The sequence below is a fragment of the Streptomyces sp. NPDC048584 genome (assembly GCF_043199595.1).
In the GTDB taxonomy this organism is placed as follows: domain Bacteria; phylum Actinomycetota; class Actinomycetes; order Streptomycetales; family Streptomycetaceae; genus Streptomyces; species Streptomyces edwardsiae.
This window is the reverse complement of sequence record NZ_JBICWF010000011.1, coordinates 49,438-68,534: the sequence shown is the minus strand read 5'-3', so window position 1 is coordinate 68,534 and position 19,097 is coordinate 49,438. Positions and strand designations below refer to the sequence as shown.

Below are 19,097 nucleotides of genomic sequence, written 5' to 3'. Positions count from 1 at the left end.
GCCACCGGCCCGTTCCCCGGGGGTCCGGTCTCAGCCCTGGGCCAGTGCCTGAGGGCGTCCGGGGGCGCCGGCCCGCTCCCCCAGGGCCGCGTCCAGATCGGCCCACAGGTCCTCGACGTCCTCCAGGCCGACCGAGAGCCGCAGCAGCCGGTCGGCGACACCCGCGTCCCTGCGGTCGTCGGCGTCGACGATGCGGTGGCTGATGGAGGCGGGGTGCTGGATGAGCGAGTCCACGCTGCCCAGGCTGACGGCCGGGGTGATCAGCCGTACGCCGGCGATCACCTCGTGCGGGTCCCCGTGCACCTCGAAGGAGACCATCGCCCCGCCGATACGCGGGTAGTGCACCCGGAGCACGCGCGAGTCGGCGGCGAGCCGGCGGGCGAGTTCGGCGGCGTTCGCGGACGCCGCCCGCACCCGGACCGGAAGGGTCGACAGGCCGCGCAGCAGCAGATATCCGGCCAGCGGGTGCAGCACCCCGCCCGTGGCGAACCGCACCTGGCGCAGCCGCCCGGCGAACTCCTCGTCGCAGGCCACCACACCGGCCAGTACGTCACCGTGCCCGCCGAGGTACTTGGTGGCACTGTGCAGCACCAGCCGCGCCCCGTGCTCGGCCGGCCGCTGGAGGACCGGGGTGGCGAAGGTGTTGTCGACGAGCAGCGGCACGGAGCCGCACGCGTGGGCGACGGCCCGCAGATCGATCTCGGCGAGCGTCGGGTTGGCCGGGGTCTCCACGAGGACCAGACCGGTGTCCGGACGCAGCGCGTCGGCGACCCCGGCCGGGTCGGTCCAGGTCACCTCGGAGCCGAGCAGTCCGGCGGTCAGCAGATGGTCGCTGCAGCCGTACAGGGGACGTACGGCGACGACGTGCCGTAGTCCCATCGAGCCGCGGGCCAGCAGGACCGCGCTGAGGGCGGCCATGCCGCTGGCGAACGCGACCGCCGACTCGGTGCCTTCGAGCCGGGCCAGGGCGGTCTCGAAGCGGGCGACGGTCGGGTTGCCGAGCCGCCCGTAGACGGGCGGGCCCTCCGGTTCGGCGCCGGTGGAGGCGAAGGCGTCGATCCGGGCCGCCTCACCCCGGCTGTCGTACGACGGGTAGGTGGTCGACAGGTCGATCGGCGGGGCGTGCAGTCCCAGTCCGGCGAGATCGTCGCGGCCTGCGTGCACGGCCTCGGTGGCGAGTGCCCGGGTGGTGTGTCGCGTGTCCATGCCCAAGTCCATGAACGGAAGGGTGAACACCGGACGGGTTCAGGCGGCCGGATACCGTGCTACGTTCGCCCGATGGCCGAATCTGTCGTACTGGATCCGGTGGACCTTCATCTGCTGCGGCTGTTGCAGAACGACGCCCGGACGACGTACCGGGATCTCGCCGCGCAGGTCGGGGTCGCGCCGTCGACGTGTCTGGACCGGGTGACCCGGCTGCGCCGTTCGGGGGTGATCCTCGGACACCGGCTGACGCTGGATCCCGCCAAGCTGGGGCGTGGACTCCAGGCGCTGCTGTCGGTGCAGGTCAGGCCGCACCGGCGGGAGCTGGTGGGGCCGTTCGTGGAGCGCATCCGGGCGCTGACGGAGTCGCTGACCGTGTTCCATCTGACCGGCCCCGACGACTATCTGGTGCATGTCGCCGTCGCGGACATGGCCGATCTGCAGCGGCTGGTGCTGGACGAGTTCACCTCGCGACGGGAGGTGGCGCGCGTGGAGACCCGGCTGATCTTCCAGCAGTGGGACTGCGGGCCGATGCTGCCGCCTTCGCCCACAGCTCAAACGGGATGACGCGCGACTGGACGCGTACCAGGATGGTCGGCATGTCTCAGACCAACAGCGCGCTTCCCCGTCAGGTCGCCGACACCTACGTCGACGAGCTCATCGCCCTCGACCCCGTCGCCGGGACGTTCCTCGGAGTGAAGGAGAGCTCCTCCCGTCTGCCCGATCTCTCACCCGCCGGGCAGGAGGCGCTCGCCGGGCTCCAGCGGGCCACGCTGGCGCGGCTCGACGAGGCCGAGCGGCAGCCCGGCGCGGACAGCGGCATCGAGCGCCGCTGCGCCCGTCTGCTCCGCGAGCGGCTCACCGCCGAGCTCGCCGTGCACGAGGCGGACGAGGGCCTGCGCGCGGTCGGCAACCTGGGTACGGTCGCGCATTCGGTGCGCGAGGTGTTCACGGTGACGCCGGCGGAGTCGGAGGAGGACTGGGCGGCGATCGCCGAGCGGCTGCGCGCCGTCCCGTCCGCGCTGGCGGGCTACCGGGAGTCCCTCGCGCTGGGCCTGGAACGCAAGCTGTACGCGGCTCCGCGGCCGACGGAGACGTTCGTCGGGCAGCTCGGCGAGTGGGCGGACACGGGCGAAGGCCGCGGCTGGTTCGAGGACTTCGCCGCCGCGGGGCCGGACACGCTGCGCGCGGAGCTGGACGAGAGCGCCCGCGCGGCGACCGCGGCGGTCGTGGAGCTGCGGGACTGGATGCGCGACGTGTACGCGCCGGCCATCGAGGGCGCGCCGAACACGGCGGGCCGGGAGCGCTACGCCCGCTGGTCCCGCTACTTCAACGGCACCGACCTGGACCTGGACGAGGCGTACGCGTACGGCTGGTCCGAGTACCACCGGCTGCTGGGCGAGATGAGGCTGGAGGCGGAGAAGATCCTGCCCGGGGCCGCGACCCCGTGGGTGGCGCTGGCGCACCTGGACGAGCACGGCCGGCACATCGAGGGCGTCGACGAGGTCCGCGAGTGGCTGCAGGGCGTGATGGACCGGGCGATGGATGCGCTGGACGGCACCCACTTCGACCTGGCGGAGCGGGTACGGAAGGTGGAGTCGCGGATCGCGCCGGCGGGCAGTGCGGCGGCGCCGTACTACACGCCCCCGTCGGAGGACTTCTCCCGGCCGGGCTGCACCTGGCTGCCCACGATGGGGCTGACCCGCTTCCCGGTCTACGACCTGGTCTCCACCTGGTACCACGAGGGCGTCCCCGGCCATCATCTGCAGCTCGCGCAGTGGGTGCACGTGGCCGAGGACCTCTCCCGCTACCAGGCCTCGGTCGGCATCGTGAGCGCCAACGCCGAGGGCTGGGCGCTGTACGCGGAGCGGCTGATGGACGAGCTCGGTTTCCTCGCGGACGCGGAGGAACGGCTGGGGTACCTGGACGCGCAGATGATGCGGGCGGCGCGGGTCATCGTCGACATCGGCATGCATCTGGAGCTGGAGATCCCGGCGGACTCGCCGTTCCACCCGGGTGAGCGGTGGACGCCGGAGCTGGCCGAGGAGTTCTTCGGGGCACACAGCAGCCGGCCGGCGGACTTCGTGGAGAGCGAGCTGACCCGCTATCTGACGATCCCGGGTCAGGCGATCGGCTACAAGCTGGGTGAGCGGGCGTGGCTCCTCGGCCGGGAGAAGGCCCGCGAGCGGCACGGCGACGCCTTCGACCTCAAGGCGTGGCACATGGCCGCCCTGTCCCAGGGTTCGCTGGGCCTGGACGACCTGGTGGACGAGCTGGCGGCGCTGTGAGCCGGTCCGGCGCCGTCGGCGCCGGAAGCCGCCCTCGGAGTCGATTACCTGGCCGGTGATCCAGTCCGCCTCGTCCGTGCCACGCGATGAGGCGGCGGGGTCGTCGGGCAGGCCCCGGCGGCCGGCGGGACGACGGTGTGCTCGGCCGGGGTGGTCCCACGGCTGGACAAGAAACACCCGGGACTCCCGGGCCCGGCAGCCCCGATGCCGGGCCCGGTCGCACCGGCCTGTCCGTCGGACCGGCCGAGAGTGCCGTGGCGGTGGGCCGTCCGTCAGACCAGAGGCCGCAGTCGGACGAGGACCAGCCAGGTCTCCGGGCCCGGCTGGACCTGGGCCGTGCGGACCCCGTAGTGGCCCGCGGTGAGCGTGAGGCTCACGTGGTCGGTCGTCGTCGACCGGGTGCCCGGCCAGGCGGCGTCGAACAGGACGACCGTGCCGGGGACCTTCCACGTCACCTCGGGTCCCCACGACGCGGTGCGCAGCGCCGCCGGGACGCTCGCCAGGAGGTCCGCCTCGGAGTCACCGGCGATCCAGCGGACGAGGGTGCCGTGTTCGGGAAGGAACGCGGTCGCGGCGGGCTCGTCGCCCAGGACCAGGGCCGTCGCGTCACCGACCGGGAGGAGGCCGACGAGTCCGTCCACCTCGCAGGCCCGGTCGTAGTCCGAGGCGGTCTCCTCGCCGTCGGCACCGCTCCAGAACGGCAGGACCGTCTCCGGTACCGCGATGAGCGGCCCGCCGCCCGACTCCACCCACTCGACCGTGCCCGGATCCGCGTATCGCACCATGCGCAGAACCTACCGGGTCGACTCCCCTACCGGAGCCGGGGGTTCAGCATCCGCGGTCGGCGACTACCAGCCCTTCCACGATCTCGTCGCCGCTGCCGCGCCGCGCGCCGGGGCGGCGACCCGCCTCAGCGGGTCCCGCGCACCCTCAGCTCCGAGCCGGAACGGCCCTTCACGACCTCCAGCTGTGCGTGGATCCGCCGCCGCAGATCGGCGACGTGACTGACGATGCCGACGCTGCGGTCGCGTTCGCGCAGGGAGTCCAGGACGTCCAGGACCTCGTCGAGGGTCTGGTCGTCCAGGCTGCCGAATCCCTCGTCGATGAAGAGCGTGTCCAGCCGGACCCCGCCCGCCTCGTCGGTGACGACGTCCGCGAGACCGAGCGCGAGGGCGAGCGAGGCGAAGAAGGTCTCGCCGCCGGAGAGGGTCGCGGTGTCGCGTTCGCGTCCGGTCCAGGCGTCCACGACATGCAGCCCCAGACCGCTGCGTCCCCGGCCGGCGCGGTCGTCGGAGTGCACCAGGGTGTAGCGGCCGGACGACATGCGCCGCAGCCGTACGGTCGCTGCGGCGGCCACCTGTTCCAGGCGGGCGGCGAGGACGTACGACTCCAGGCGCATCTTGCGTTCGTTGTCGGCCGAGGTGCCCGCGGCGAGCCCGGCCATACGGGCCACCCGGTCGTACTCGTCGCGCAGGGGTCCCAGCCGGCGTACGGAGCCGGCCGCACGCGCGGAGAGCCGGTCGAGTTCGGTGCAGCGCCGGGCGGCGGCGTCCCGCGCGGAGGCGGCGTCGCGCACCCTGCGGTCCGCGTCCTCCGCGGCCCGCTGCGCGGCCGCGAGGTCGGCGGGCGGCCGCTGCGCGGCGGCCGCGGTCTCCGGTTCGGCGAGGACGGCCCGCACGGCGGCTTCCTCGTCCTGCCAGGCGTCCAGGCTCCGCTGGAGTTCCCGGTGGGCGGCGTCGTCGAGGAGGGCGTCGGCGGCGGCCTGCGGGGTGTCGAAGCCCGCGCGGAAGGCCGCGTCGGAGAGCCGGGCGTCGGCCTCCTTGAGCCGCTGGGCGGCGTCCTCGGCGGCGCGGACCGCGTCGGCCGCGTCCGTGAGCAGTGCGGCGCTCCGCTCCAGCTGCGCGGCCCGCGCGGCCACGCTGGTCGCCTCCCCGCGCGCCCGCGCCAACTCCTCCTCCAGCGTGACGCGTTCCTGGTCCAGCCGCTCGCGGTGCCCCACGCGTGAGGCGGCCCGGACGGCGGCCTCGCTCCGGGCGGCGACCCGGATTCCGTGTTCGTGCTCCGCGCGGCGCAGCCGTTCCTGCGCGTCGTGCAGCACGGAGGCCGCCTCGCGTGCCCGCGTGTGGCGCCGCTCCAGTTCGTCCGACTCCCGCGCGAGCTGTTCGGTGGGGGTGTCGCCGGCCTCCGCGCTCGCGGCGGCCAGTGCCTCGCGTACGACGCCGAGCCGTTGCTCGGACTCGGCGCGCCGTTCGTCGGCGCGCTGGTGGACGGCGAGGGCGCGCTCCTCCGTCTCGCGGTCGACGTGCCCGTCGACCTTGCGGGCGGGCGCGGGGTGTTCGGTGGCGCCGCAGACCGCGCAGGGGTCGCCGTCGGTGAGGCCGTCGGCGAGTTCGGCGGCGATGCCGTTCAGCCGCTGTTCCTTGAGGTCGAGCCAGTGCTGCCGGGCCGCGAGCGCGTCCTCCCGGGCGGTCCGGGCCTGCTCTTCCGCCGTTTCCCATTCCTGGGCGAGCCGGTCGCGCAGCCGTGCGGCGTTCAGCCGCTGCCGTGCGGGGTCGCGCTGTACGTCGAGTTCCCGGGCGGTGGTCGCGGCCTGCTGTGCGGACTCGATGGCGTCGCGCAGTCCCGCGCGGGTGCCGTCCCACTGCGCGAGCCAGGTCTCGGCGTCCTCCCGCGCCTCCTCGTCGGCGCGTTCCTGACGCTCCAGGGCCGCGCGCTCACCGAGGAGTTCCGTCAGCCGGCGCTCGGCGCGGCGGGCGGACTCCAGTCCGCCCAGTTCCTCGGCGGCCCGGCGTGCGGCGGCGGCGAGTCCGGCCGCCCCCGCGTCCTCGAAGGCCGCGGGGAGCAGCGCACGCGCGTGCCGTTCGGCGCCGGACGCCCGTCGGTGGGCGGTGTCTTCGGAGTCCCGTATCTCCAGGGCGGGGGCGACCGTCTCGGCCTTGCGGGCCCGCTCCATGCGGGTCCGCGCCTCCCGGTGGGCGCCGGACCGCTCCTCGAGCCGCGCCGCCCGCTCGCGCGCCTCGGCGAAGCGCCGCTGCAGCCGGTCCCGTTCGCGTACGCCGTCGAGAGCGCGGTCGGCGTCGGCGAGGGCGGACTCGGCGGTGGCGAGGCGGCAGCGGGCCGCGGTGAGCCGTTCCCGTGCGGTGCTGCGGGCGACGGCGGCCGCGACCAGCACGGCCTCGGCCAGTCCCGGTTCGCCGGGCGTGAGTTCGGGCAGTTCCATGGCGCCGCCCGCCGCCTGCTGCATGCGGTGGGCGTCGGCGAGCAGGTCCGCGTCGCCCTCGCGCACGCGGGTCTCGGCGGCCCGTCGGCGTTCGGCGAGGCGCTTCTCCACGTCGGCGAAGCGGCGGGTGTCGAAGAGCCGGCCCAGCAGCTTGCCGCGGGCTTCGGCGTCGGCGCGCAGGAAGCGCGCGAAGTCGCCCTGGGGCAGCAGCACGACCTGGCAGAACTGCTCCCGGCTCATGCCGAGGAGCTGGGTGATCTCCTCGCCCGTCTCCTGGTGCGAGCGGCTGAGGTCCTTCCAGGCGCCCCGGACGGCGTCGTACTCGCGCAGCCAGGTCTGGGCCTTGTCCACGGTGGTGCCCGCGCGGCGGCCCTTCTTGGGGCGCTCCCAGGGCGGCTGCCGGGTGATCTCCAGCCGGCGTCCGGCGACGGTGAGTTCGAGCGTGACCTCGGTGCGGACGCCCGGAGCGGCGTGGTCGCTGCGCAGGGTCATGCCCTGACCGCTCTGGCGGGCACCGGGGACGGATCCGTACAGCGCGTAGCAGACGGCGTCCAGGACGGAGGTCTTGCCGGCGCCGGTGGGGCCGTGCAGCAGGAAGAGCCCCGCTGCCGACAGTTCGGCGAAGTCGACGCTCTGGGTGCTCCCGAACGGCCCGAAGGCGGTCAGGTCCAGCCGGTGCAGCCTCATCGGGCCACCTCCCGCACCGCGTCGTCCGCGCGGACCGCGTCGAAGGCGTCCCGCAGGACGGTCCGTTCGCGCGCGTCCGGTTCGGCGCCGCGCACGTGGGTCACGAAGTCCTCGGCGATCTGCTGGTCGTCGCGGCCGGCGAGGCGGCGCGCGTAGGTGACGTCGGGGTCGTCCGCCGCCCGGTCCGGGGCGAAGACGAGGCTGAGGGTGTGCGGGAAACGCTCGCCGAGCCGGGCCATGGGATCGGCGGGGCGGACCGGGTCGGTGAGGGTCGCCTCGACCCACGCCTCCTGGTGCCGGGCCAGCGCGGGATCGGCGAGCAGCTCCTCCAGGGTGCCGCGGATCCGGGCCAGGGCGCGCGGCACCGGGCAGTCCACGCGCTCGGCGGTGACGGTCCCGTCGGCGGCCAGGTCGACGAGCCACATGCTCTTGCGGTGGTCGGCCTCGGAGAACGAGTACGGCAGCGGGGAGCCGGAGTAGCGCACGCGGCCGGTGAGGGTCTGGCAGCCGTGCAGATGCCCCAGCGCCACGTAGTCGACGCCGTCGAAGACCCCGGCGGGCACGGCGGCCACCCCGCCGACGGTGATGTCCCGCTCGCTGTCGCTGGGTTCGCCGCCGGTGACGAAGGCATGCGCGAGGACGACGGAGCGGGTGCCCGGGGGGCGGGCGGCGAGATCCGCGCGGACGCGGTCCATGGCGGCGGCCAGCACGGCCTCGTGGCCGCCCTTCTCCACTCCGAGGGTGTCCTTCACCAGCGCGGGTTCGAGGTAGGGCAGCCCGTAGAAGGCGACGTCCCCGTGCCCGTCGGCCAGCACCACCGGTGTACCGCACGCGGAGGCGTCGGTACGCAGATGGATGCCGGCGCGTCCCATGAGCCCGGCGCCGACGCCGAGGCGCCGGGCCGAGTCGTGGTTCCCGGAGATCATCACCGTCGGCACGCCCAGCTCGGCGAGCCGGTGCAGGGCGTCGTCGAACAGCTCGACCGCGGCGAGCGGCGGCACCGCGCGGTCGTACACGTCTCCCGACACGACCACCGCGTCCACGTCGCGCTCGCGCACGGTGCGGACGAGGTGGCCGATGAACTCGGCCTGGGCACCGAGCATGCCGACCCGGTGGAAGGACCGGCCGAGATGCCAGTCGGAAGTGTGCAGCAGTCTCATGATTCCCGCAGCGTAACCGCCGGGTCCGACAGCACGGGCGGTTACTCCCGTATCGCTCCGTCATGACCCGTTCCGCAAGGGCGGATCATCCGCTCACAGGCGGGCAATACGGACGGATCACGCGTCCCCGTACGCCTCTCCGCCCAGGTCGAACCCGGCGGTGCCGGCGGTCGCGTCGGCGAGCCACGCGCGGAAGGAGGGTACGTCGGCGTCCGGGAGGCCGATCTCGATCGCGACCTGCTCGCCGTAGCGCACGTCGCGTATCTCGCGTCCGGTGGCGCGCAGGTCGTTCTCGACCTTGCCGGCCCGATCGTGGCCGACCGTCACGGTGGCCAGGCGGAAGCGGCGGCGGGTGATCGTGCCGAGGCCGTCCAGCGCCTCGCCGACGGCGCCGCCGTACGCGCGGATGAGTCCGCCCGCGCCGAGCTTGACGCCGCCGTAGTAGCGGGTGACGACGGCGACGGCGTACCGCATGTCGCGGCGGAGCAGCATCTGGAGCATGGGGACGCCCGCGGTGCCGCCGGGCTCGCCGTCGTCACTGGCCTTCTGGACGGAGGCGTCGGCGCCGATGACGTACGCCCAGCAGTTGTGCGTGGCGTCGGCGTGCTCCTTGCGGACGGCGGCGACGAAGTCCTGCGCCTCCTGCTCGGTGGCCGCCGGGGCGAGGGCGCACAGGAAGCGGGAGCGGTTGACCTCGGTCTCGTGCACACCCGCGCGGGCGACGGTGCGGTACTCGTCCTGCATCCGGCCAGCCTATGCGCCCCCGCGCGGGAGGTCCGTCCCGCCCCGGGGCACCGTCAGCGACGTCAGCAGGGCGGCGCCGGGGGTGAGATTCCGCCATCCGGTGCCGCGCCAGGACAGGACGGCGATCGCGGAGGTGGGGAACTTGGTGCGGACGCGCTCCAGGCTGTCGTCGAGGCCGTCCCCCGCCAGGGTGAGGACGAGGTCCTCCAGACCCGGGTTGTGCCCGACCAGCAGCAGCGTCTCGACCTCGGCGGACACCTCGCCGACCACCGCCAGCAGACCGGGTACGCCGGCGAGGTAGAGGCGCCGGTCGAACCGGACCGGCGGGGGCGTGCCCCACTGCGCGGCGGCCAGCTCCCAGGTGCGGCGGGCGCGTACGGCGGTGGAGCACAGCGCGAGGCCGGGCAGGCAGTCCGCCTCGGCGAGCGCGCGCCCGGCGGCGGGTGCGTCCCGGAGCCCGCGCGGGGCGAGGGGACGCCGGTGGTCGCCGACGCCCTGTGGCCGGGCGGACTTGGCGTGACGCAGGACGACCAGCCGGCGCAGCGGTCCCCGCCCGGCGCGCTCGATCACGCCGGGGCTCCCAGGTCGCGGGTGAGGTCGAGGCCGAGCAGCCGGTCGGCGTAGGCGTACGTCTCGAAGCGTGCCCCGTCCGCCAGGTCCGGGTCGGCCGCCACCGCGCGGAGCACGTCGAGCACCCCGGCCGTGTCCAGATCACCCTCCCACGCGGTGCGCAGATCGGCGCGGACCGGGTCGGGGACCGGCCGGGAGGGCCGTCGCGCCCAGCCGGCGACCGCGCGGCGCCAGCCGTCGAGGGTGGCGGCCGCTTCTGCCAGGGCGGCCGCGTCGGCCGTCACGGGCTCGCCCCTGGGCCGTGCGAGCAGGGCCAGGCGCAGGGCGGCGGGGTCGGCATCGTCCGGCTCCCCGTGCACGGGCGCCACGGCGACCCGCACTCCACCGGGTGTCGCGCCGCCCTCGCTCACCACGTGCAGCACCTGCGCCTCGCCGAGGCCGACGCCGACGTCCCCGGCGTCCTCGAAGGGGCGCACCCCGAGGGCCGCGCCGGCCGCGCGGAGTTCCGCCTGCTCCCGTTCGCCGGTGAGCAGCGCCCAGACCGGCGTGCCGCCGAGCTCCAGGGCGCGTACGAGCAGGTCGGCGACGAGTAGCACACGCAGGTTCGTCGGGTCGAACCCCTGTGTGTGGGCCTCGACCCGGGTCAGGCCCCGGCGTGCAGGGGCGGCGTTCACGAGGTCGCCGGTTCGGGCGTCGGTGATGCGCAGCACGAGGCGAGCGTAGGCGCGTGAGCGGGCGTACGCAGGTATCCGGGCCGCTTTTCGGGTCACGGGGTGCGGTTCCCGGCGCCGGACGGTCCGGCGCGGGTATCGTCCACCGTTTCGCCGAGGGGGGAACGGGCCGTCGTCGGGAATCACCGTGCGTCCCGCTTCGTTGTGCGATGCGACAGCCGATTCACGACTTCCGGGAGGCCGACGGTGTACGGCGACGAGGCGACGGTCCGCAAGATCCTCACCGGACTCGGTGACACCTGGGCCGTGGTGGGCCTGTCGTCGAACCGGCAGCGCGCGGCGTACGGCGTCGCGCAGGTGCTGCAGCGGTTCGGCAAGCGGGTGGTGCCGGTGCACCCGAAGGCGGAGACGGTGCACGGCGAGCAGGGCTACGCCTCCCTCGCGGACATCCCCTTCGAGGTGGACGTCGTGGACGTGTTCGTCAACAGCGATCTCGCCGGGGCCGTCGCGGACGAGGCGGTGGCCAAGGGCGCCCGGGCGGTGTGGTTCCAGCTCGACGTCATCGACGAGGCGGCCTACGAGCGCACCCGCGCGGCGGGCCTGGAGATGGTGATGGACCGCTGCCCGGCGATCGAGATACCCCGTCTCGGCTAGGCGCTGCGCGGAGGGCGTGCCGCCGCCATAATGGCGCGGTGATTCAGCCCTCCCCTCACCTCAACTCCCCTTCTCCGCAACGCTTTCCGGTCGTGATCGTGGGTGCGGGACCCGCCGGGCTCACGGTCGGCAACATTCTGCGGGCGGCCGGTGTGGACTGTCTGGTCCTGGAGACCGGGACGCGGGAGTCCATCGAACGGCGGCCCCGGGCCGGGGTGATCGAGGAGTGGGCGGTACGCGGTCTGGAGCGGCGGGGGCTCGCGGGAAACCTGCTGGAGCGGGCCGAGCGGCACACCGCGTGCGAGTTCCGGTTCGACGGGGAGCGGTACCGGTTCTCGTATCAGGAGCTGACGGGCAGCCATCACTGGGTGTACCCGCAGCCGTTGCTGGTGACGGACCTGGTGCGGGAGTACGCCGACGTGCGCGGCGGGGAGATCCGGTTCGGCGTGCGGGACGTACGGCTGCACGGCCTGGACGGCGGCCGTCCTTCGGTGTCGTACGTCGGCGCGGAGACCGGCCGGCCGGAGACCCTCGCGTGCGATTTCGTCGCGGGCTGCGACGGTGCCCGCGGGGTGACCAGGGCGTCCCTCGCCCCGGAGCGGGCCCGGGTGGCGCGGCACGACTACGGCATCGGCTGGCTGGCCCTGCTCGCCGAGGCGCCGCCGTCCGGCGACTGTGTGCTGTTCGGCTGTCATCCGGACGGTTTCGCCGGTCAGATGCCCCGCAGTCCCGGGGTGACCCGCTACTACCTCCAGTGCCCGCCCGGCGACGACCCGGACCACTGGCCGCACGAGCGGGTCTGGGCGGAGCTGCGGCGCCGCCTCGGGGCGGCCGGGGCGGAGCCGCTCACCGAGGGGCGCCTGATCGAGAAGCGCGTGCTGGACATGCACGACCACGTCACCGAGCCGATGGCGTCCGGGCGGCTGTTCCTGGCCGGGGACGCGGCACACCTGGTCGCTCCGATCGCCGCCAAAGGCATGAACCTCGCCCTGCACGACGCGTTCCTGCTCGGCGACGCGCTGGCCGCGCGGCTGACCCGGGGCGACGACAGCGGACTGGCCGGCTACTCACGGGAGTGCCTGCGGCGCGTGTGGGACTACCAGGAGTTCTCGCAGTGGCTGTCGGAGCTGTACCACGGCGGCGCGGCGGGCGACCCGTTCCGCGCCGGCACCACACTCGCGCGGCTGCGCCGTCTGTTCTCCTCCCCCGCCGCCGCTGCCGCCTTCGCGGAGCAGTACCTGGGCACGGCCGCGCGGTACTGAGCCGGGCCCGTCAGTCGTGCGGGGGGCGGTCGCCGATCCGGTGGTCCGCCACGTTCAGCGCCTCGTCCACCAGCCGGCGCAGATGGCCGTCGCGCAGGGAGTAGATGACCCGGCGGCCCTCCTTGCGGGTGCCCACGAGCCCCGCGAGCCGCAGCCGCGCCAGATGCTGGCTGACCGCGGGGCGTGCCGCGCCGCAGGCCCCGGTGAGCGTGGTGACGTCGGCCTCGCCGCCGGTCAGGGCGTGCAGCAGGGTCAGCCGGGTGCGGTCGCCGAGCAGGGCGAGCAGCTCCGCCGCGGGCGCGAAATGCTCCTCGCCAGGTGTGTGTGGGTGCGCATCGTGCGCAGGTGATAGGTGCATGCGTGCGCTCATACGCACATAATGGCGCCGTGGGCGCCGTCGCGTCCACCTCGCGCACCGGAAGGGGACGATCGTGAGCGACCGCCACCATGAGCACGAGCACGGGCACGACCATGGGCACGGGCACGACCACCATCGGGCGTCACCGCTGCACCGCCTCTCCCGTCTCCTCACCCCGCACTCCCACGAGACCGCCGACAAGCTCGACTCCGCGCTGGAGTCCTCGGCCCGGGGCATGCGCGCCCTGTGGGTGTCCCTCGCGGTGCTGGGCGTGACGGCGCTGGCGCAGGCGGTCGTGGTGGCCGTGTCGGGTTCGGTGGCGCTGCTCGGCGACACGGTGCACAACACGGCGGACGCGCTGACCGCCGTACCGCTGGGCATCGCCTTCGTGCTGGGGCGGCGCGCCGCCACCCGCCGCTTCACCTACGGCTACGGGCGCGCGGAGGATCTGGCCGGCCTCGCGATCGTGCTGACGATCGCCGCGTCCGCGGTCTTCGCCGGCTGGACGGCGTTCGAACGGCTGCTGGATCCGCGCCCCGTGGACCATGTCCCGGTGGTCGCCGTGGCGGCGCTCGTCGGATTCGCGGGCAACGAGTGGGTGGCCCGCTATCGCATCCGCGTCGGGCGCGCCATCGGCTCGGCCGCGCTGGTCGCCGACGGGCTGCACGCGCGTACCGACGGATTCACCTCGCTGGCGGTGCTGCTGAGTGCCGGTGGCGCGGCGCTGGGCTGGCGGTACGCGGACCCGGTGGTCGGGCTGGCGATCACGGCGGCGATCGTCCTGGTGCTGCGGGATGCCGCGCGGGAGGTGTTCCGGCGGGTGCTGGACGCCGTGGACCCGGCTCTGGTGGACAGGGCCGAGCGGGCGCTGACCGGGGTTGTGGGGGTGCGCGGGGTGGGCGAGCTGCGGCTGCGCTGGATCGGCCACCGGCTGCGCGCCGAGGTGGCGGTCGTGGTGGACGGCGAGGCGACGCTGCGCGAGGCCCACCACGTCGCCGTGGAGGCCGAGCACGCGCTGCTGCACGCGATCCCCCGGCTGACCGCGGCACTGGTCCACGCCGACCCGGAGCCGGCGCCCGGTGCCGCGGATCCGCACCTCGCGCTCGCCCACCATGCGATGAGGTGACGGGTCAGGCCACGCCCAGCCCCTCCAGTACGACCGCTCCCGGCAGCTCCGCGAACGCCTTGCCCGGCACGAGCAGTTTGCCGCGCCGCCGACCGCTGCCGACGAGCACGTACGGGAGGTCCACGACGGCCGCGTCCACCAGCACCGGCCAGTCGCCGGGCAGCCCGATCGGGGTGATGCCGCCGTACTCCATGCCGGTCTCCCCCGTGGCCGTGTCCATCGGGGCGAAGGATGCCTTGCGGGCGCCGAGGTGACGGCGTACGACGCCGTTGACGTCGAGCCGGGTGGTGGACAGGACCACACAGGCGGCGAGCGTGGTCCCGCCGCCGCGCTTGCCGGCCACCACCACGCAGTTCGCGGACCGTTCGAGGAGGTCCCGGCCGTAGTGCTCGACGAAGACGGCGGTGTCCGCCCAGCGCGGGTCGGTGTCGACGTGCAGGATCCGGTCGGCGGGAACGCCGCCGCTCCAGGCGCGGACGGCGGCGGCGACCGGGGCGGTGAGCTCGTCGAGACAGTCCGGGGCGGGTGTGGCGTGGTCGAAGTCTCCGATGGGTGCGCGCATGGCCGCACCGTAACAGCCGCCGACGGGCCCTCCGAGGGGTGTCTCAGTGCACGGGCGGCACGGACACGGTCATGATCATCTCCATCGGGACGTCACCCCGATTGCCGTACGTGTGGGGCGCGTTCGCCTCGAAGGAGGCGCTGGCCCCGGCCGGCACCCGGTGCTCGGTCCCGTCGACGGTGAGGGCCAGTTCCCCGGACGTGACGTGGAGGAGTTCGACCGTGCCGGCCGGGTGCGGGTCGGAGTCGCTGCTCTCACCCGGCATCAGCCGCCAGTCCCACATCTCCAGCGGGCCGGGCGCCTCGGTGCCCGCGAGCAGCCGGCTGTAGCTGCCGCCCTCGGTGTGCCAGAGCCGCACGGTCCGGTCGGCCGGGACGATCCGGACCCTCGGGCCCTGCTCGTAGTCGAGCAGGGTGGTGACGGCGACTCCGAGCGCGTCCCCGATCTTGACGACCGTGCCGATGCTCGGGTTGGTGCGGGCCTGCTCGATCTGGATGAGCATGCCGCGGCTGACCCCCGCCCGCGCGGCGAGCGCGTCCAGGGTGAAGCCGCGCTCGGTGCGCCAGCGCTTGACGTTGCGCGCCAGGGACTGGGTCAGCAGGTCGAGGTCCGACACGTTCCGTCCGTTCCGTCCGACAGGGCCGGGCTCGCCACGCCCCACTGCTGTGCGGTGAACCCGATGGTGCACCGCACTGTACTGGCCGGCTCAGCCTTCGGGTTCCAGCTCGGCGAGCCGGGCCACGCTCCGCTCGTCCAGTGCGGCGAGGCGCGCGGTGCTCTCCTCGTCCAGTTCCGACAGCGCCCTCAGCTGCTCCGGGGTGATGCCCTCCGGGATCGGTACCGGCGCCGGGGTACGCAGCGGCGGCTGCCAGCCGTCGGCGGGAGTCCAGCGGCGTACGACACGGGCGGGGGCGCCCGCCACCACGGCGTGGTCGGGCACCGTGCCCCTGACCACCGCGCCCGCGGCCACCACCACGTTCCGTCCGACGCGCGCCCCCGGCAGGATCACCGCGCCGGTGCCGATCCAGCAGCCGGGGCCGATCTCCACCGGCTCCATCCGCGGCCACTGCTTGCCGATGGGCTCGTGCGGATCGTCGTAGGAGTGGTTGGTGGAGGTGACGTAGACGTACGGGCCGAAGTAGCAGTCGCTGCCGATGGTGACCGTCGTGTCGGCGATGACATGGCTGCCCCGGCCCAGCACGACCCCGTCGCCGATGCGCAGGATCGGCTCGGGCCCGAGGTCGAGGCCGGGCATCAGACCGGCGGTGAGCGTGACCTGCTCGCCGATGATGCAGTGGGCGCCGATCCGGATCCAGGGCTCCCCGAAGACCGTGCCGAGCGGGAAGGCGAGCCTGGTACCTGTTCCCATCGCCCCGAAGCGGAAGCGGCCGGGGTGTTCGGCGGTCACCGAACCCGTGCGCTGCGCCCAGGCCCAGCCCGCGTGGACCGCGCGCTGAGCGAGGCGGCGCGGCCAGGACGAGAACGTGTTCCTGCGGTGGGGCACCCGCTCACCGTAGTCGGCGGGCTCCCCGCGGTCGGGCCCGCGCCCCTGTGATCTTCACCCCACCGGGTTGGCGTACGGTGCGGGAGTCTACGACGTCGGGTGGAGGAGAGGGCGATGACGCACCGCGCGCTGATCACGGGTATCGGGGGCAGGGAGCCGAAGATCGACGAGGACGCGTTCGTGGCGCCCACGGCCTCGGTGATCGGGGACGTGACGCTGGGCGCGGGCGCGAGCGTCTGGTACGGGGCGGTGCTTCGCGGTGACGTGGAGCGGATCTTTGTCGGCGCGAGCAGCAACGTGCAGGACAACTGCACGCTGCACGCCGATCCGGGGTTTCCGGTCAGCGTGGGCGAGCGGGTGTCGATCGGGCACAACGCGGTCGTTCACGGCGCGACGGTGGGCGACGACTGTCTGATCGGGATGGGGGCGACCGTGCTCAATGGCGCCGTCATCGGCGCGGGGTCCCTTGTCGCCGCGCAGGCGTTGGTGCCGCAGGGGATGGTGGTGCCGGCGGGGTCGCTGGTGGCGGGGGTGCCGGCGAAGGTGCGGCGGGAGCTGAGTGCGGAGGAGCGGGAGGGGTTGACGCTCAACGGGACGCTGTACGCGGAGTTGGCGCAGGCCCACCGGGAAGAGCACGGGGGCTGAGCGCCGCGCGCGGTCCGCCGATCGTGTGTGGCTGGTCGCGCCCACGCGGCTGAGCCGCATATCGACACGGCCCCGCGCCCCTTTTCGGAGCGCTTCAGTCGCCGGCGGTCACGGGTTCCGGTACCGCCTTCTTCGCCTTGCGCTTGAGTACCAGCATCGAGGTCACGCCGATCAGTACCGCCAGGACCAGGCCCAGCCATGAGAAGCGCTTCAGCCAGGATTCCGCGACGATGCCGACGTAGTAGATGACGGCCGTGGTGCCGCCCGCCCACACGATGCCGCCGAGGACGTTGGCGATCAGGAACTTCCAGTACGGCATCCGCAGCACGCCCGCGAGCGGGCCGGCGAAGATGCGCAGCAGGGCCACGAAGCGGCCGAAGAAGACCGCCCACATGCCCCACTTCTTGAAGGAGCGTTCGGCGGTCGCGATGTGCCCCTCGCTGAAGTGGCGGGGGAACTTCGCGCCCAGCCAGGCCAGCAGCGGCCGTCCGCCCTTGCGTCCGATGGCGTAGCCGATCGAGTCGCCGATGATCGCGCCGGCCGTGGCGCAGGCGCCGAGGATCACCGGGTCGATGTCGCCGTGCTGGGAGGCGAGCAGCGCGGAGGAGACGAGGATGATCTCGCCCGGCAGCGGGATGCCCAGGCTCTCCAGTCCGATGACCAGCCCGACCAGCGCGTACACGGCGACCGCGGGTACGGTCTCGAGCCACTCCTGCACGTGCAACGCCCTGTCCTCCCGGTCCGCCGTTCGTGCGCCGCCACCGGCGCACGAACGGGAAGCCTACCGGCCCCGCCGGAGTGCCCGTGGTCAGCCGTTGGGGCGCAGGGTCCACACGACGGTCATCTCGCCGGTGACGGCGCCGTCCTCGCGGCGGATGGCGACCGAGACCGGGAACTCGGGGCGCACGCCCTCGTCGAGTTCGGCGACGATCTCGGCGGCCGGGCGGCCGAGGGTCGCGGTGGCGGTGACGGGGCCCATCGCCAGCTTCTTGTAGGCGATCTCGGCCCGGACCGCCAGCGGTACGGCCCGCGCGAGCTGGTCGCCGAACGCGGCGAGCACGATCGCTCCGCTCGCCGACTCACCGAGGGTGAACATCGCGCCGGCGTGCGGGCCGCCCACGTGGTTGTGGTAGTCGGCCCGGTCGGGCAGGGCGACGACGGCCCGCTCGGCGGTGGTCTCCAGGAACTGGAGGTCGAGGGTCCGGGCCATGGGCACCGTGGCGGCGAGCATCTCGCCGATGGACATCTGGTCTGCGCTCATACCCGAAGGTTACCCACGAGTAGCCTCAGGCCGCCATGCCGTACGGCCTCCGGGTTGCTACGTCCCTGTCAAAGGGCGGTGACCCAATCGTGTCCATGACGCGGTTAGTGTTGCTGCCCATGTGGCCAGGACAGCAGCCGCCCGGGGGCGAGCAGAACCCGCAGTCGAACAATCCGTACCAGCAGCCGGGGTACCAACAGCCGAATCCGTATCAGCAGCCCGGCTATCAGCAGCCGAACACGTATCCGCAGCAGCCCGGCTGGGGTGCGCAGACCGTGGCGGGCGGCCCGCAGTCTCCGCAGGGCGGGGGCGGCGGCAACCGGACGAAGCTGGTGGCGATCATCGCTGCCACGGCCGTCGTCGTGGCCGCCGGTGTCACGGGATTCCTGGTGCTCGGCGGTGACAAGGACGACGAGGCGGACGGCAAGAAGGACGCCAAGCCGACCTCCACCGCGACCAAGGACACCTCGGCCGAGCCGAGCGTCTCCGCCTCGGAGGGCAACCCGCGCGGCGGTGAGGCGGAGAAGGCGACGATTCCGGGCTGGCAGGTGGTCGTCAACACGCGCTTCGGCACGAAGTTCGACGTCCCCGCCGACTGGGAGATCGAGACGCCCGACACCAGCGTGGGCTTCGAGTGGGAGGAGAAGGACGGTGAGCTGGGCCGTACCAGCGTCACCGCTCCCGCGTATCTGAAGTCCAAATGGTGCTCGAGCGACGACGACAAGGACGGCCGCGAGAGCGACACCTCCCTCGCCACCGCCGGAACCCGCGGTGAGAACGGTGCCAAGGACACGGACATGGCCGCCGAGACCCGGGTGCCGTGGTGGATCTACGGCGGGTACACGCAGCCCGACAAGAAGAGCATCAAGTACGGGAAGCCGAAGGCGTACACCACGGCGTCCGGCATCAAGGGCAGCGTGATCACGGCGCACTCGGAGAACACGCCGCAGAAGGGCAAGTGCGACAGCGACGGCAAGGCGATCACGTTCGCCTTCAAGAACGGCGCCGGGGACTTCGTCACCTGGAACCTGTACGGCGCGAAGGGCGTCAAGGACGAGATCCCGGACGCGACCGTGCAGAAGATCCTCGGCACGGTGCGTCTCACGGAGGAGGCTCCGACGGGGTCGTAGCAGGTCGGGGGGCCGGCAACGCATTTGGCAAGTCGGCTCCAGCCCGGCGATA

General features: G+C 73.8%; 20 protein-coding genes and 1 pseudogene. 7 read left to right on the top strand and 14 right to left on the bottom strand.

Translation table 11 applies throughout. From position 1 onward, the window contains the following. Positions 1–30: 30 nt before the first annotated feature. Entirely contained in the window at positions 31–1,206 is a 1,176-nt protein-coding gene (locus tag ACGFR9_RS23920) for a trans-sulfuration enzyme family protein (RefSeq protein WP_393211947.1), read from the bottom strand. 72 nt (positions 1,207–1,278) lie between these two features. Here ACGFR9_RS23920 and ACGFR9_RS23915 point away from each other — a divergent pair, with 72 nt between their 5' ends. Together ACGFR9_RS23915 and ACGFR9_RS23910 are read left to right on the top strand one after the other, a co-directional pair. Next, entirely contained in the window at positions 1,279–1,770 is a 492-nt protein-coding gene (locus ACGFR9_RS23915) for an Lrp/AsnC family transcriptional regulator (protein ID WP_393211945.1), read from the top strand. Positions 1,771–1,802: 32 nt separating this feature from the next. Continuing rightward, positions 1,803–3,491, top strand: coding sequence for a DUF885 domain-containing protein (locus ACGFR9_RS23910; protein WP_393211943.1), 1,689 nt, complete (start codon positions 1,803–1,805; stop codon positions 3,489–3,491). An 18-nt stretch (positions 3,492–3,509) separates the two neighbouring features. On the opposite strand, the pseudogene ACGFR9_RS23905 reads toward ACGFR9_RS23910, so the two are convergent. From ACGFR9_RS23905 to ACGFR9_RS23875, 7 genes and pseudogenes are all read right to left on the bottom strand, one after another. Further along, positions 3,510–3,632: pseudogene (locus ACGFR9_RS23905) on the bottom strand (3-ketoacyl-ACP reductase); the annotation flags it as partial. Positions 3,633–3,763: 131 nt separating this feature from the next. After that, positions 3,764–4,276: an immunity 21 family protein gene (locus ACGFR9_RS23900; RefSeq protein ID WP_393211941.1), complete on the bottom strand. Its 513-nt coding sequence runs from the start codon at positions 4,274–4,276 to the stop codon at positions 3,764–3,766. Positions 4,277–4,401: 125 nt separating this feature from the next. Then, complete coding sequence (locus ACGFR9_RS23895; protein ID WP_030214260.1) at positions 4,402–7,398, bottom strand: AAA family ATPase; 2,997 nt, start codon at positions 7,396–7,398, stop codon at positions 4,402–4,404. Beyond that, on the bottom strand, positions 7,395–8,558 hold the full coding sequence (locus ACGFR9_RS23890) for an exonuclease SbcCD subunit D (protein WP_030214257.1): 1,164 nt from the start codon (positions 8,556–8,558) through the stop codon (positions 7,395–7,397). The genes ACGFR9_RS23895 and ACGFR9_RS23890 overlap by 4 nt, the downstream gene beginning before the upstream one ends. Positions 8,559–8,675: 117 nt before the next feature. After that, a complete protein-coding gene (locus tag ACGFR9_RS23885) occupies positions 8,676–9,302 on the bottom strand; it encodes a YigZ family protein (RefSeq protein ID WP_030214254.1) in 627 nt (208 codons plus the stop codon). 9 nt (positions 9,303–9,311) lie between these two features. Further along, positions 9,312–9,872, bottom strand: a complete 561-nt coding sequence (locus ACGFR9_RS23880) for a histidine phosphatase family protein (RefSeq protein WP_030214251.1) — start codon at positions 9,870–9,872, stop codon at positions 9,312–9,314. After that, positions 9,869–10,582, bottom strand: a complete 714-nt coding sequence (locus ACGFR9_RS23875; RefSeq protein WP_311709197.1) for a hypothetical protein — start codon at positions 10,580–10,582, stop codon at positions 9,869–9,871. The genes ACGFR9_RS23880 and ACGFR9_RS23875 overlap by 4 nt, the downstream gene beginning before the upstream one ends. A gap of 207 nt (positions 10,583–10,789) precedes the next feature. Here ACGFR9_RS23875 and ACGFR9_RS23870 point away from each other — a divergent pair, with 207 nt between their 5' ends. Both ACGFR9_RS23870 and ACGFR9_RS23865 read left to right on the top strand, forming a co-directional pair. Then, the gene (locus ACGFR9_RS23870) at positions 10,790–11,197 is read left to right on the top strand and encodes a CoA-binding protein (RefSeq protein WP_311709196.1); all 408 of its coding nucleotides are present in this window, start codon (positions 10,790–10,792) and stop codon (positions 11,195–11,197) included. Positions 11,198–11,235: 38 nt separating this feature from the next. Beyond that, the gene (locus tag ACGFR9_RS23865; protein WP_393211938.1) at positions 11,236–12,459 is read left to right on the top strand and encodes a 4-hydroxybenzoate 3-monooxygenase; all 1,224 of its coding nucleotides are present in this window, start codon (positions 11,236–11,238) and stop codon (positions 12,457–12,459) included. Between the two features lie 10 nt (positions 12,460–12,469). Here ACGFR9_RS23865 and ACGFR9_RS23860 read toward each other — a convergent pair whose 3' ends face one another. Next, positions 12,470–12,829 carry an ArsR/SmtB family transcription factor gene (locus ACGFR9_RS23860; RefSeq protein WP_393211936.1) on the bottom strand — a complete coding sequence of 120 codons (360 nt, stop codon included), beginning with the start codon at positions 12,827–12,829 and terminating at the stop codon, positions 12,470–12,472. A gap of 61 nt (positions 12,830–12,890) precedes the next feature. On the opposite strand from ACGFR9_RS23860, the gene ACGFR9_RS23855 reads away from it, so the two are divergent. Then, the gene (locus tag ACGFR9_RS23855; protein WP_393211934.1) at positions 12,891–13,943 is read left to right on the top strand and encodes a cation diffusion facilitator family transporter; all 1,053 of its coding nucleotides are present in this window, start codon (positions 12,891–12,893) and stop codon (positions 13,941–13,943) included. A gap of 4 nt (positions 13,944–13,947) precedes the next feature. Here ACGFR9_RS23855 and ACGFR9_RS23850 read toward each other — a convergent pair whose 3' ends face one another. The 3 genes from ACGFR9_RS23850 to ACGFR9_RS23840 all read right to left on the bottom strand — a co-directional run bounded on the left by ACGFR9_RS23850 (position 13,948) and on the right by ACGFR9_RS23840 (position 16,009). Continuing rightward, a complete protein-coding gene (locus ACGFR9_RS23850; protein ID WP_311709193.1) occupies positions 13,948–14,505 on the bottom strand; it encodes a YbaK/EbsC family protein in 558 nt (185 codons plus the stop codon). 43 nt (positions 14,506–14,548) lie between these two features. Further along, complete coding sequence (locus ACGFR9_RS23845; RefSeq protein ID WP_393211932.1) at positions 14,549–15,121, bottom strand: helix-turn-helix domain-containing protein; 573 nt, start codon at positions 15,119–15,121, stop codon at positions 14,549–14,551. A gap of 90 nt (positions 15,122–15,211) precedes the next feature. Beyond that, the gene (locus tag ACGFR9_RS23840) at positions 15,212–16,009 is read right to left on the bottom strand and encodes an acyltransferase (RefSeq protein WP_393211930.1); all 798 of its coding nucleotides are present in this window, start codon (positions 16,007–16,009) and stop codon (positions 15,212–15,214) included. Between the two features lie 114 nt (positions 16,010–16,123). On the opposite strand from ACGFR9_RS23840, the gene ACGFR9_RS23835 reads away from it, so the two are divergent. Next, positions 16,124–16,654 (top strand): gamma carbonic anhydrase family protein, encoded by a 531-nt coding sequence (locus tag ACGFR9_RS23835; protein ID WP_393211928.1) that lies wholly within the window; start codon positions 16,124–16,126, stop codon positions 16,652–16,654. A gap of 94 nt (positions 16,655–16,748) precedes the next feature. On the opposite strand, the gene ACGFR9_RS23830 is transcribed toward ACGFR9_RS23835, so the two are convergent. Further along, the gene (locus ACGFR9_RS23830; protein WP_393211926.1) at positions 16,749–17,378 is read right to left on the bottom strand and encodes a DedA family protein; all 630 of its coding nucleotides are present in this window, start codon (positions 17,376–17,378) and stop codon (positions 16,749–16,751) included. Positions 17,379–17,462: 84 nt separating this feature from the next. Continuing rightward, a complete protein-coding gene (locus ACGFR9_RS23825; RefSeq protein WP_393211924.1) occupies positions 17,463–17,915 on the bottom strand; it encodes a DUF4442 domain-containing protein in 453 nt (150 codons plus the stop codon). A gap of 119 nt (positions 17,916–18,034) precedes the next feature. Here ACGFR9_RS23825 and ACGFR9_RS23820 point away from each other — a divergent pair, with 119 nt between their 5' ends. Further along, the gene (locus tag ACGFR9_RS23820) at positions 18,035–19,045 is read left to right on the top strand and encodes a hypothetical protein (RefSeq protein ID WP_393212306.1); all 1,011 of its coding nucleotides are present in this window, start codon (positions 18,035–18,037) and stop codon (positions 19,043–19,045) included. Positions 19,046–19,097 lie beyond the last annotated feature (52 nt).